The sequence below is a fragment of the Glutamicibacter sp. NPDC088483 genome, assembly GCF_044753145.1.
Lineage (GTDB): Bacteria > Actinomycetota > Actinomycetes > Actinomycetales > Micrococcaceae > Glutamicibacter.
On the sequence record NZ_JBIVMP010000008.1, the window covers coordinates 64,780 to 78,341 of the forward strand.

The following is a 13,562-nucleotide window of genomic DNA, read 5'->3' on the forward strand; positions in this document are numbered from 1 at the left end:
CGAAAAACAGCACACTGAGCCAGTACCGTTCTTCGATTCAAGGACCACCTCGACTGGTATGCCACGCAGAGTACAGCGGAAAATCTATGATGCGCGGAAAGCCGGGCAAATCCCCGAGAACGGGAAAAGCTGGTCATCATCGACTACCGCGAGTTTCGGCACCCTAACGGGAAAATGATCAAGAATCCGGGACATGACCTCCGGGTGGTAGCCTCCATCCTGGAAAAGGCCATAAGAAGCTCGCGTCCCGAAATTATTATCATTTTCAAGGTACCCGGGCAGTCGAATAGTTGAAACGGTTCCACAGGTTGAAGCAGCTGGCCCCAATCCTCACTGAGGATTGAGGCCAGCTGATTGGCTGCAAGGACTACTTGGTCAGCAGTTCAAGAGCCTTGTTCAGGGTTGCGCTTGGGCGCATGGCCGCTGCGGTCTTGGCTTCGTCTGGGCGGTAGTAGCCACCCAGCTCGACAGCCTTGCCCTGCACCTCGGCCAGCTCGGCAACGATGGCTTCTTCATTCTCGCCCAGTGCCTTGGCAACTGCGGAGAAGGCCTCGGCCAGTTCTGCGTCCTTGTCCTGCTTTGACAGCTCTTCAGCCCAGAACTTGGCCAGGTAGAAGTGGCTGCCGCGGTTATCCAGCTCGCCCACCTTGCGCTTAGGCGACTTGTCTTCCAACAGGAAGGTGCCGGTTGCAGCGTCGAGGGTATCGGCCAGCACCTGGGCGCGGGCGTTGTTGGTAGTCACTGCCAGGTGCTCGAAGGAAGCACCCAGGGCCATGAACTCGCCCAGCGAATCCCAGCGCAGGTGGTTCTCGTTCACCAGCTGCTGCACGTGCTTCGGAGCCGAGCCGCCGGCACCGGTCTCGAACAGGCCGCCGCCAGCCAGCAGCGGAACGATCGAGAGCATCTTGGCCGAAGTGCCCAGTTCCAGGATCGGGAACAGGTCGGTCAGGTAGTCGCGCAGCACGTTGCCGGTCACCGAGATGGTGTCCTCGCCCTTGCGGATGCGGTCGATCGAGTACTGGGTCGCTTCGACCGGGGACAGGATCTCGATGGTCAGGCCCTCGGTGTCGTGCTCCTTGAGGTACTCGTTGACCTTGGTGATCAGCACTGCGTCATGGGCGCGGATCTCATCGAGCCAGAAGACAGCCGGGGTCTGGGAGGCGCGGGCGCGGTTCACTGCCAGCTTCACCCAGTCGCGGATGGCTACATCCTTGGTCTGGCAGGCGCGCCAGATGTCGCCAGCGAAGACCTGGTGCTCGATGAGCACTGCATCGTTCTCGTCGACGATCTGCACGTGGCCGTTGCCAGCGATTTCGAAGGTCTTGTCGTGCGAGCCGTATTCCTCGGCCTTCTGCGCCATCAGGCCGACGTTCGGCACGGTGCCCATGGTGGTCGGGTCGAACGCGCCGTTGGCACGGCAGTCGTCGATGGCCACCTGGTAGATGCCTGCGTAGGAGGAATCCGGGAGCACTGCCAGGGTGTCTGCGGTGTTGCCCTTGGCATCCCACATCTTGCCGCCCAGGCGGATCATGGCCGGCATCGAAGCGTCGACAATCACGTCCGATGGAACGTGCAGGTTGGTGATGCCCTTGTCGGAATCGACCATGGCAACTGCCGGGCCTTCTTCCAGGCCCTTGGCGATCAGCTTCTCGACGCCGGCGCGCACCTCGTCGGACAGCTCGTCCAGGCCGCCGAGGATGGCTGCCAGGCCGTTGTTCGGGTTCAGGCCGGCTGCTGCCAGCTCGTCGCCGTAGGTTTCGAACAGCTCGGAGAAGTAGGCCTTCACCACGTGGCCGAAGATGATCGGGTCGGAGACCTTCATCATGGTGGCCTTCAGGTGAGCCGAGAACAGCACGCCCTCTTCCTTGGCGCGGGCCACGGAGTTCTTCAGGAACTCGGACAGGGCCGCGGCGTGCATGACGGTGCCGTCGATGACTTCGCCGGCCAGCACGTCGAAAGGCTTCTTCAGGACCTTGACTTCGCCGTCTTCGCCGACGAAGCGGATCGAGATCTTCTTGTCCGCGTCGATGACTACGGACTTCTCGTTGGCCGCGAAGTCGTCAACGCCCATGGTGGCCACGTTGGTCTTCGAATCAGCGGCCCACTCGCCCATGGAGTGCGGGTACTTGCGAGCGTAGTTCTTCACGCTCAGTGGTGCACGGCGGTCCGAGTTGCCCTCGCGCAGGACCGGGTTCACAGCCGAACCCTTGATCTTGTCGTAGCGTGCGCGGACGTCGGTCTCTTCATCCGAGGTCGGGTTATCCGGGTAGTCAGGCAGTGCGTAGCCGGCAGCCTGCAGCTCGGCGATGGCAGCCTTCAGCTGCGGAATCGAAGCCGAGATGTTCGGCAGCTTGATGATGTTTGCATCCGGGGTCTTGGCCAGGTCGCCAAGTTCTGCCAGAGCATCACCGATGCGCTGCTCTTCGGTGACATAATCCGGGAAGGTAGCGATGATGCGACCAGCCAGCGAGATGTCGCGGGTCTCAAGTTCCACACCCGCGGTCGAGGCGAAGGCCTCCACGATTGGCAGGAACGAGTGGGTCGCCAGCATAGGGGCTTCGTCGGTGTGGGTGTAAATAATCTTTGCCATAGGTGTGGCGTCTCCCTGAACGTCGTGCGGAAGCGGTGTTACCGCCCTGAACTCAACGTTCCAAATCTACCTGATTTTGCTCTGCACCACACTTTGCGGCAGCGGGAAATACGCGCGGCAACGCCGTTTATTCACCGAAATGCCGGGCTGGACAGCCTGCAAGCAGTTCGTCACATTTAAGTTAATCAGCGATAACTCAACAGAGTTATTCGCTATTCGGCTCTTCCGCTGGCCAGCGCTTCGAGATTCGCCATGGCCTCATCGAAGAGCTCAACTGGATCTGCAGGCTCCCCGGCGCGTTCCGCCTGGCCGAAGCTCTGCCAGGCCACGCGCCAGAGGGCGGCCAAGGCTTCGCCAATCATCAAGGCGGGCATGGCCGGCACCAGCCCGCGGCGGCGCAGCTCCTGCGAGGTGGCAGCGCAGAAGGCTTGATCTTGCCGAGTGATGGCCAATAGCAGCTTCGGCTCCGTGGCAATCAACCGGGAAATGCGCCGGTATTCGTTGCCGCGGATCTCGGCAACAAGGATTCGGCGGCATTCGTTGGCCAGCAGCCGAAAAATCTGCGCGCTCGTGGATCCGTCAGCGATGGGGCATTCGGTCACGGCCTGGATCAATTCATGCTGCGCCGGCACCATGGCCGCTTCCCTGGATTCGCAGTAGCGGAAGAAGGTCCGCTCGGAAATGCCGGCCCGGGCAGCGATCTGCCCCACGGTCACCGACTCCAGGCCCTGGAGTTCCACCAGCTCCAGGGTTGCTGCCCGGATGGACTGGATCGTTGCCTCTTTGCGTTCCTCGCGAATCCCCATGGCGCTCTCCGATGCTCCGGACTGCCTGTACTGCGCAGGCCTCGTCCACCAAATTTGTTTCCTGTCACAGTCTGACAGATTCGCTTACGAAAAAGTGGCAGAGTGTGACAGTATTTAGCGGTTGACACTCCACAGGAAGAAGACTTCGTGACTACAAATCCCCCTAGAACCAGCGCCAAGCCAAGCGCGGCGCCCGCCGGGCAACTCTCCACCAAAACCCTGATAGGCATCATCGCCTCGCTGGCCCTGGCCGCTTTCATGATGATCCTGAACGAGACCGTGCTCACGGTAGCGCTGCCCGGCATCATGCAGGACATGGGCATTTCGGCGTCCACCGGCCAGTGGCTCACCACCGGATTCCTGCTGACCCTGTCGGTCGTCATCCCCACCACCGGCTTCCTGCTGCAGCGCTTCGCGCACCGGTCGCTGTTCTTCTTCGCCGTCATCAGCTTCATCCTCGGCACCGTCATCGCGGTGCTGGCGCCGAGCTTCGGCTTCTTGCTGCTGGCACGCGTTATCCAGGCCGTTGGCACGGCCATCGTCCTGCCCTTGCTGATGACCACCACCTTGACGCTGGTGCCCGTCCACCAGCGCGGCACCATCATGGGCCTGAACTCGATCGTCATCGGCGTCGGCCCGGCTATCGGGCCTACCGCCTCGGGAGCCATCGTGCACGCATTGGGCTGGCACTACATCTTCATCCTGATGCTGCCGATCGCCGTGGCGGTCCTGGTACTGGGCGCCATCTTCTTCAAGATCCCTTCCAGTGCACGCAAGATCAAGGTGGATTCCGCTTCGGTGCTACTTTCCGCCTTGGCCTTCGGGTTCCTGGTGTACGGCATTTCCAGCATCGAGCATGCCGCGGATAACGCCACGATGATGATCGCAAGCTTCGCCATCGGCTTGGTGGCCCTGGCACTGTTCATCATCCGCCAGGTCAAGCTGGCCGCCAGCGGCCGCGAACTGCTGAACCTGACCCCGTTTGCCTCGCGCAGCTTCAGCTTCGCGATCGCGATGATCATGATTGCCTTCGGCACCCTGCTCGGTTCGCTGATGATCGTGCCGATCCTGCTGGAATCCGGGCAGGGCATCGACTCGCTGCAGATCGGCATCATGCTGCTTCCCGGCGGGCTGGCCCAGGCCATCGCCTCGCCGATTTTCGGGCGGATCTACGACAAGCGCGGACCGCGCCCGGTGCTGATCCCCGGCGCCGTGCTCCTGGCCGCCGGGCAGTGGATGTACACCACTGTCACCGCGCAGACCGAATTGTGGATGTTCATGCTCTGCCACATCGTCTTCTCCATCGGACTGGCCCTGCTGATGACCGGCTTGATGTCCTCCGCGATGGCTTCGGTGGATCCGCGCCTGTTCGGCCACGGTTCGGCAATCTTCAATACCGCGCAGCAGCTGGGCGGCGCCATCGGCACCACGGTCTTCGTGACCGTGATGTCGCTGCTGTCAAAGGTCCAGCTGGACGCCGGGTCCGAGCTGGCCGAGGCCTTGTTCTCTGGCGCGCATATCTCGTTCATCGTCGGCGCCGTGCTGGCCACGATCGGGATCGTCTTCGCCTTCATGATCAAGGGCGAGAAGCCGCACGCGAATCACTGAGGCGCCACTTCGGCGTTGCTGGCCCTCAAGGCCTGGAGGGCGGGAGCGCTGGCACCCGGACCAGCGGCAGATGGCCCAGATAAGAGAGCAATCAGCCCGAGCGGTGGAATTCCTTTTGGCATTACACCGCTCGGGCTTCATTTGTCCTATGAATGCTTTTCTACCGGCCGGGAACGTGCCGAGGCGCTAAGCCGACTCCGCAAGGCAGGCCGTCCTTACACATCGGAAGATAGTGGGCAAACGACAAGAATGACGAAATGTCTAGAAACAGATAACCACCCGACCTCGGTCACCATTGCCCAGCGTGCTCCAATCATGCGCCAGCTAGGCAGTTCAATACAGCCTGAGCGGACCATTTATTGGAGGCAACTAATGGTAGAACCGGGTCGTGCGCCGTTAAGCATTCATTCATCGGAAAACGCGAGAACGAAGGATAAGACCTACGCCATCGAAACAGAAAACAGGCTCGGAGCATGACCGCACGCACAACATCAGCGAAGAGCTAAAAATCGACTCGAGTCATGGAAAGCAGAAGCCCCCTATTGTGATCATGAAGTAGCAAAGGCGTAAATAGACTGTGTTCATGATCGTGATTGCTAAAGTCAGGTAATCGCTGCCGTTACTGCAGTCAGCTTAGCCCGGGTGTTTCATGATGGGTGCCGTAATTAACTGTCATTAAAGACGAAAGAGTGATTTGAACTGGGAAAATAAAGGTGTCTAAGCCAAAATTCCATGAGTTCAAGGATCACTCTTTCAGTGAATAATCATACCGGTCTTTACCCGCAGCTCCCAACCGTGACCATATCCCAGAATCTGGTGTCCCATGCTGGGCTGTCCACGCTGACCGGCCTGCTCAACAGCCTCGGGTTCCGGCAACTGGCCGAGGACCGGCTCGGCCAGTTCGTCCCCGCCACCGCGACCCACCGTCCAGGGAAAATGATCAGCGGCCTGGTGCTGACCCTCGCCGCTGGCGGGGAGCACGTCACCGACACCGACCAGCTACGCGTTGCCCGAGGCGTGTTCGGGTCGGTGGCTTCCGAATCAACGTTCAGCCGCTTCTTCACCCGCCTCGCCGAGCATCCCGGCGCGTTCGACTAGCCTTCGCGACCATGCAAAGGGAGGTCCGTTCCCGGCTCTGGGCCGCTGCTGGCCGGCGCAGCCCGGCCGTGCGGACAACCCGCGCCAACCCGCTCATCTTGGATATCGATGCCTCATTGGTGCATGTGCACTCCGACAAGGAAGGCGCCAAAGGCACTTACAAGCGCGGGTACGGGTTCACTCCGATGATCGCCATGGCCGATTACGGCCAGGGCCATGGCACCGGGGAGGTGCTGGCGGTGAGGATGCGCCCCGGCAACAAGGGAGCGAATTCCGCGGCGGACCATATCAGCATCCTCACCGAGGCGTTGGCCCAGTTGCCTGATGATTTCTATGACCAGGATGGGTGCCTGATCGGTGAGAAGATCCTGGTCCGCACCGATAGTGCTGGGGCGTCCCGCGAATTTTTGCACCACTTGCATGCCCTGGGTTTGCAGTTCTCCACCTCGTACGCGCTGCCCGTGGTCAATGAGCGGTTCATCGGATGGATCAACGAGAAGAAGTATTGGGAGCCGGCACTCACCGCCACCGGCAAGATTCGTGAGGATGCGTGGGTGATCGACGCGACCAAGATCTTGGGGTTGAGGGATTATCCGCCGGGCACCAGGATCTATTTGCGGGCCGAGCCCTTGCATCCCGGGGCGAAGGCCAACCTGTTCGATACCGACGGGAATCGGGTGACCGCATTCTTGACCAATGCTCCTCGGTTTGATCCGGCGTTCTTGGACGTGCGGCATCGGGCGCGGGGCCGGTGCGAGAACCGGATCAAGTCGTTGAAGGCTGCCGGGTTGGGCAAGTTGCCGTTTTTCGCGTTCGGCGCGAACCAGGCCTGGGCGAATCTGGCGATGTTCGCTTTGAACCTGGTGACATGGCTGCAGCTGGCGGTGCTGCCGGCCGAGCATGCCGCCGTCAGTTGGGATTTGAAGCGGTGGCGGTATCGTATCTGGTCGCTGGCCGGGAAGCTGGTGACCGGCAGCCGAAGGCCGCGAATACTGGTCAACCAGGACGCACCAGAAGCGGGTCTGGTGCTGTTGTTGCAGGAGCGGATCAGCAGGCTGGCTGGCAGGTGGCGAGACGGGCACTTGGCAGCCTGAGCCGCTGGCGTCCGGTCCCTGATTCCTTCAACGGCAATGCAGTTTTCGGTGGGTGGTGGCCGGTGCATGCGCCAGCGGGTGGCGCTCTTCGTCGTGCCCGCAAATGCGGAAACCCACCAGTGCGTGGCTTACGCCAGTCGTAGGTGGGTTTCCGGACCGTCATGAAAAAGTTGGGTTAGCTGATCTCGATTCTCACAACTCTTCTTTGTCATTGCGATGGTCTTTAACTGCGGTTAAAGCTGCAGTTACGAGTGCAAATGCGAACGCTATCCAGAGGTTCTCTAACACTTCAAGGAAATGACGGTTAGCCAGCGCGCAATAAACACCAGTCAACACCGAAAGACCGAGGATAGATATCGTAAGATACAAAGCGACCCGACGAACTACGAGTTTGCGAGCCCATCTCATATTAGGCAACTCCTGTCTGAACCAGTAGCTCCCACGCTATCCCGGGTATGGAGCATTGCGAATCGGAGCGAGTTGTGCTGCTGTCAGACCAACAGCAGCCAGTGCTGCGGCAATCTTCTTCCTATACTTCCAAACCAAACGTGCGACACGGACCAAAACCCAAGACGTTGCAGGAATTCCAACACAGCCAACAATCACTTCCGTGACCTGCATGATTACTTGGTTCTTGGAAACGCCTTTTCGGAAAACCCAGGCTGCAGTTAACGCGCAACTTACAATAGCAGCTGGGCCAGGGAGCGGTAACCCTGCGGGTTGCATTACACCCAGATCATTCAATCGCTTCTGACGCTTAGCCATCTGGGCAATCTCAATATCCGAGACTGAACCGAATTCTTCAAACGCACGCTCGAAATCTTCGATGTTCTGCAAATCTTTGCTATCCGGATCACAGGTATTGCAATCGTATAGTGAAGTTAATTTGTCGCCCGCTTGCTCATTGCGCCCTAGTTTAGCTGCTTGTGGCGCTAGTAACCCTAGTAGAACCACTGGGGCAAGGTTGAAAACTACATTCCGTCGATCTAACGACATCGCATCCAGACTTTCTATTTTTCAGTGATGAATTCTGTCCACGAATAGAAGCTACTAGTAAGATAGAGATATAGCAATCTTTTTTGGAAAATCGACATACCTTAGTAAAGAGGCGCGGACCCTTGGGATGCCATGGTGCTTCTGAGAGACTTTACGAACGTCAAGCAGCTTATCCAAGCCAGCGAGTTCCTACTCTTTGTGGCGCTCACTCCCTGGAAGGCTTTGAGAACAGGAGCTTCTTCAGGGTTGGGAATGAGCCTGCTCTAGTGCAGTGCAAGACTTGAATGGCTTTTAAATTGACATGTCGCCAGCAGATCAACGATCTTTTATCAGCGGGGGCTGCTCCCTGATTCTGGCCTCGATTGGGCGCTTATGCGGCCGTTTGAGATTACGGTTTTCACAATTCTTAACTCGTATATCACTCCGCAGCTCGAAGGTCTGACTTGTGCTGATGACAATCGGACGATGCGGTCCTGTTACACTCACGATGGCAACGCGATTTCTTCCATATGAATCCGACAAGTCAAGATTTATACACAAATTTTTGAAGCGGCGGGGCAGACATAGGTGATGGCCCATTAGTTATTTTTGGGATCGCACCACTTACGCCCCTTCTGGTTCCCAGTAAAGTACCGATCCACGTGCTGCCGGTGCATTCTGCCAGGTGTACCTTCTCGCCTTGTCTGCAAGGTGATAGCTTGAAGGCCAATCAGGGAAAACCAGAAACCTTGGTCTTCCTCATCCCCGGGTCACCGGGCAGCCAGACAGGGGACGCAACATGGCAGCATTGCCGGAAACCGATATGAGCGATCTGGCCATTGCCTCGCGGGCAGTGCTCAGGCCGATCTCCCGGATTGCCGAGGCGGCCGGAATCCCGCAGGACGCGCTGGAGCCCTACGGCAAGTACAAGGCCAAAATTGATCCCGCCCTGCTGCCGGCCAACGGAAGCCGGCCCGGGAAAGTCGTCCTGGTCAGCGGCATGTCCCCGACGCCGGCAGGGGAAGGCAAATCCACCATGGTGGTGGGCCTGGGCGACGCGCTGGCTGCCACCGGGACCAAGACCATCATCGCGCTGCGCGAGCCCTCGGTCGGCCCGAGCTTCGGGATGAAGGGCGGAGCCACGGGCGGAGGCCAATCCCAGGTGCTGCCCATGGACGAGATCAATCTGCATTTCACCGGGGATTTCCACGCCATCACCAGTGCGAACAACCTTCTCATGGCCATGCTCGACAACCACCTGCAGCAGGGCAACGAGCTGGGCATCGACCCGCGATCCATCACCTTCAAGCGGGTGCTGGACATGAACGACCGCGCATTGCGCCACGTGGTGATCGGCCTGGGCGGTACCGCCAACGGGGTGCCGCGCGAAACTGGCTTCGAAATCACCGCCGCCTCCGAGGTCATGGCTGTTTTCTGCCTGGCCACCGGGCTGGCGGACCTGCGCGCCCGATTGGGCAGGATCACCGTCGGATACACCTACGCCAAGGCCCCGGTCACCGCCGATGACCTGGGCGCGGCGGGTGCGATGGCGCTGCTGCTCAAGGAAGCCATCAAGCCCAACCTGGTGCAGAGCATCGGGGGCACTCCCGCGCTCATCCACGGCGGGCCCTTTGCCAACATCGCCCACGGCTGCAACTCGGCCATCGCCACCAACACCGCCCGCGCACTGGCCGACGTGGTGGTGACCGAAGCCGGCTTCGGCACCGATCTGGGCGCCGAGAAATTCATGGACATCAAGGCCCGCTACGCCGGGTGCCCGCCGGACACGGTGGTCATTGTCGCCACCGTCCGCGCACTGAAGATGCATGGTTCGGTGCCCAAGGAGGAGCTGGGGGAAGAAAACGTCGAGGCCGTGCGGGCCGGGCTGCCGAACCTGGAACGCCACGCCTCGATCGTCTCGAAGTTCGGCATCCAGCCAGTGATCGCCATCAACCGCTTCACCACGGATACCGATGCCGAGCTGGAAGCGGTCACCGGCTGGGCAAAACAGCAGGGCATTGCCTGCGCCATCGCCGATGTCTGGGGCCAGGGCGGCTCCGGAGCAGGCGAGCTGGCCGCCATGGTGCTGCGGATCATCGGGGAACCGGGCAATTTTGCCCCGCTGTACGAGCTGCAGCAGCCGGTCGAAGACAAGATCCTGACCCTGGTGCGCGGCGTCTACGGCGGCGAAGGCGTCGAGTACTCCCCCAAGGCCCGGAGGATGCTCCAGCAGATCCACGACAATGGCTGGTCGCACCTGCCGGTCTGCATCGCCAAAACCCAGTACTCCTTCTCCGATGACCCGCAGCTGCTAGGCGCCGCCCGCGGATTCACCGTGCAGGTCCGCGAGCTGATCCCCAAGACCGGTGCCGGATTCATCGTGGCCATCACCGGGGCGCTCACCACGATGCCGGGCCTTCCGAGGGTGCCAGCTGCCATGCACATGGATGTCGACGAGCACGGCAACGCCATCGGGCTGTCCTAGCGGCCAGGCAAGGCCGCGGGTACCGCCAGCGTGCCAGGATTCCACGGCGGGCGAACATGGTAATTCCCTGATCGCACCGCATTTCACCACGATTCACGGCTAGGCTATGTGAACCAGCACCCGCTAGCTGGCAATCAAGCAAGGCACGGATGAAGGGAAATAACCATGGGAACCGAAAACCACGACGAAACCACAGGTCCAGCTCAAACTCCGGACCCAGAGGGCGAGAACACTACTGTCCCTGATCCGGATGAGGCACAGAACGCGCCCATTCCGTTCGGGCATGAAGATTCCGACGGCGAAGAAGGCCAGTAGCCGCACCTCCAGTCACAAGACCTGCCCGAGGCCAGGATTCCGCAAGGATTCCTGGCCTCGGGCTTTGCTATTCCACGTGCAAAACGCCTGATCAGATGACAGATGGGGGCACCGCTCCAGCGGAATTCCGGGAAGCGATGCTCAAAAACCCTGCCAAGATTGTTGAACAATTACCGAAAGTGGGGCATTCTTTTACCAAGAGGTATTCACGAGACGGGGATCACAATGCCATACATAGACCTGAATTCAGACGTAGGCGAGTCGTTCGGCAACTGGACGATGGGCGACGACGCCGCCATCTTCACCTCCGTGTCTTCGGCCAATGTAGCTTGCGGGTTCCACGCTGGAGACCCCAGCACCATCGCCCAGACCTGCCGCGATGCGGTCAGCGCCAACGTCACCATCGGAGCCCATGTGGGCTACCGCGACCTGGCCGGTTTCGGCCGACGCTTCCTGGACTGCTCGGCCACCGAATTGGCCGATGACGTCCTCTACCAGCTTGGAGCCCTGCAAGCCCTGGCACGCGCCGCAGGCAGCGAAATCAAGTACGTCAAGCCGCACGGCGCCCTGTACAACACCATCGTGCACCACCAGGTGCATGCCCAGGCCGTCATCGATGCCATCAAGGCCTTCGGCACCGACCTGCCGGTCCTGCTGCTGCCAGGTTCTGTCGCCCTGCAAAAGGCCGAAGCCGCTGGCCTGCGCGGCGTCGCAGAAGCCTTCGCCGACCGCAACTACACCCCCGAGGGCACCCTGGTCTCCCGCCGCGAATCCAACGCCGTATTGCACGACCCCGCGCAGGTCACCGAGAACATGGTCCGCCTGGCCACCGAAGGCACCATTGTTGCCGTGGACGGCAGCACCATCAAGATGGAAGCCGAGAGCATCTGCCTGCACGGCGATACTGCCGGTGCAGTGGCCATGGCCAGCGCCGTGCGCGCAGGACTGGAACATGCCGGCGTGCAGATCCGGAGCTTCGCGTGAGCATCCGCGCCATTCACCGGGCAGGTTCCCATGATCTGCTCATCGACCTGGACTCGCTCGATGCTGTCTTGGCGCTCAACGCCGCCTTGGAAACCTCTCCCCTGTCCGGACAGCGCGACCTCTTGGCCGCCGCGCAAACGGTACTGCTGAAATTCGATTCCGCGCAGAGCGCCGAACGGGCCATGGCAGCACTGCCAGAACTTGAAGTAGCTTCTGCACTCCACGCTGCGGGCAAGCTGGTTGAAATACCAGTGAATTACGATGGCGAAGACCTCGCCGCCGTGGCCGGGCTGACCGGGCTGAGCACCGAAGCTGTGATCAATGCGCACACCAGCCAGAGGTGGCGTGCAGTATTTGGCGGATTCGCTCCCGGCTTCGCCTATCTGCTCGGCGAAAGCCAGGACTTGAATGTCCCGCGCAGAGACTCCCCGCGCACCAAGGTGCCCGCCGGAGCGGTGGCGCTCGCCGGTGAGTACTCGGCCGTCTATCCGCGCCAATCCCCCGGAGGCTGGCAGCTGATTGGGCATACCGATCTGCAAATGTGGGATTTGCAGCGCGAAAATCCTGCATTGATCCGGCCGCAGGATACCGTGCAGTTCGTCCGAGCCACCCGGAAAATATCGGTGAGCCAAGCACCCGCCGCACAAGACGAAGCATCAGTGCAGGCACTTGCCGGTGGCCTGAAAATCATCGACGCCGGCCTGCAGTCCCTGCTCCAGGATGCCGGACGCATCGGCTACGGCAACCTCGGAGTTGGCGTCGCAGGAGCCGCAGACCCGGCCGCCTTCCACCAGGCCAACCGTCTGGTGGGCAACCAACCAGGCCAGGCCGTGATCGAGAACCTCGGCAGCCGCATCACCGTTGAAGCCGAGCAAGACCAGGTGCTGGCGCTCACCGGCGCCGAAGCAGAACTCTGGATCACCCCGGCCGAAGACGACCAGGTCCGCACCCCGCGCCAGGCCGCGGCCAATGCACCGTTCGCGCTGCTGCACGGCGAGCGCCTGGAGGTTGAACCCGCCGGCCGCGGACTGCGCAGCTACCTTGCGGTGCGCGGCACCATCGAGCAGGAACCGGTCCTCGGCTCGCTGTCCACCGACACCCTCTCCGGCGTCGGTCCCCAGCCTCTGCAAGCCGGAGGCATGCTGCCGGTGAACCGCCCGCATCTGGGCCACATCGTTGGCAACAGCGAACCGAGCACCCTGCCGGTCCCAGACGGTAACGGCGTGTACACGCTGCGCGCCATGCCCGGTCCGCGTGCCGATTGGTTTGGCCAGGCGGGCCTGGACCAGCTCGCCGCCCAGATTTGGGATGTCACCAGCGAATCCAACCGCGTGGGTGTACGCCTGGATACCGGGCAGCAGCCGCTGCAGCGCGTCCGCTCCGGGGAACTGGCCAGTGAAGGCGTAGCCCGCGGATCCTTGCAGGTGCCGCCCTCCGGCCTGCCGGTGCTGTTCCTCGCAGATCACCCGGTCACCGGCGGCTATCCGGTGATCGCCACCGTCATTGCCGAAGACCTCAGCGCAGCCGCGCAGCTTCCGCCCGGAAGCAGAATTCGATTCGAACTCCATCCCGCTGCCGGCCACGCGGCATCAGACGCCTAAGGAATT

The 13,562-nt window shown here is 61.0% G+C and carries 8 protein-coding genes and 1 pseudogene; 6 read left to right on the forward strand and 3 right to left on the reverse strand.

Annotated elements, in window-relative coordinates; translation table 11 throughout:
• Window positions 1–367: 367 nt before the first annotated feature.
• Window positions 368–2,590: an NADP-dependent isocitrate dehydrogenase gene (locus ACIP6G_RS16660; RefSeq protein ID WP_365945774.1), complete on the reverse strand. Its 2,223-nt coding sequence runs from the start codon at window positions 2,588–2,590 to the stop codon at window positions 368–370.
• A gap of 212 nt (window positions 2,591–2,802) precedes the next feature.
• Window positions 2,803–3,396, reverse strand: a complete 594-nt coding sequence (locus ACIP6G_RS16665; protein WP_365945773.1) for a TetR family transcriptional regulator — start codon at window positions 3,394–3,396, stop codon at window positions 2,803–2,805.
• A gap of 147 nt (window positions 3,397–3,543) precedes the next feature.
• Between ACIP6G_RS16665 and ACIP6G_RS16670 the strand changes: the two genes are divergently transcribed.
• Together ACIP6G_RS16670 and ACIP6G_RS16675 are read left to right on the forward strand one after the other, a co-directional pair.
• Window positions 3,544–5,004 carry an MDR family MFS transporter gene (locus tag ACIP6G_RS16670; protein ID WP_365945772.1) on the forward strand — a complete coding sequence of 487 codons (1,461 nt, stop codon included), beginning with the start codon at window positions 3,544–3,546 and terminating at the stop codon, window positions 5,002–5,004.
• 756 nt (window positions 5,005–5,760) lie between these two features.
• Window positions 5,761–7,196, forward strand: a pseudogene (locus tag ACIP6G_RS16675) (IS1380 family transposase).
• Between the two features lie 444 nt (window positions 7,197–7,640).
• Here ACIP6G_RS16675 and ACIP6G_RS16680 read toward each other — a convergent pair.
• Window positions 7,641–8,192 carry a hypothetical protein gene (locus ACIP6G_RS16680; RefSeq protein WP_400291381.1) on the reverse strand — a complete coding sequence of 184 codons (552 nt, stop codon included), beginning with the start codon at window positions 8,190–8,192 and terminating at the stop codon, window positions 7,641–7,643.
• A gap of 778 nt (window positions 8,193–8,970) precedes the next feature.
• Between ACIP6G_RS16680 and ACIP6G_RS16685 the strand changes: the two genes are divergently transcribed.
• From ACIP6G_RS16685 to ACIP6G_RS16700, 4 genes are all read left to right on the forward strand, one after another.
• Window positions 8,971–10,656, forward strand: a complete 1,686-nt coding sequence (locus ACIP6G_RS16685) for a formate--tetrahydrofolate ligase (RefSeq protein ID WP_400291383.1) — start codon at window positions 8,971–8,973, stop codon at window positions 10,654–10,656.
• Between the two features lie 165 nt (window positions 10,657–10,821).
• Window positions 10,822–10,971 (forward strand): hypothetical protein, encoded by a 150-nt coding sequence (locus ACIP6G_RS16690; protein ID WP_365945769.1) that lies wholly within the window; start codon window positions 10,822–10,824, stop codon window positions 10,969–10,971.
• A gap of 225 nt (window positions 10,972–11,196) precedes the next feature.
• Complete coding sequence (locus tag ACIP6G_RS16695) at window positions 11,197–11,955, forward strand: 5-oxoprolinase subunit PxpA (RefSeq protein ID WP_365945768.1); 759 nt, start codon at window positions 11,197–11,199, stop codon at window positions 11,953–11,955.
• Complete coding sequence (locus ACIP6G_RS16700; protein ID WP_365945767.1) at window positions 11,952–13,556, forward strand: carboxyltransferase domain-containing protein; 1,605 nt, start codon at window positions 11,952–11,954, stop codon at window positions 13,554–13,556. Before ACIP6G_RS16695 ends, ACIP6G_RS16700 begins: the two co-directional genes overlap by 4 nt.
• The last annotated feature ends 6 nt before the right edge of the window (window positions 13,557–13,562 follow it).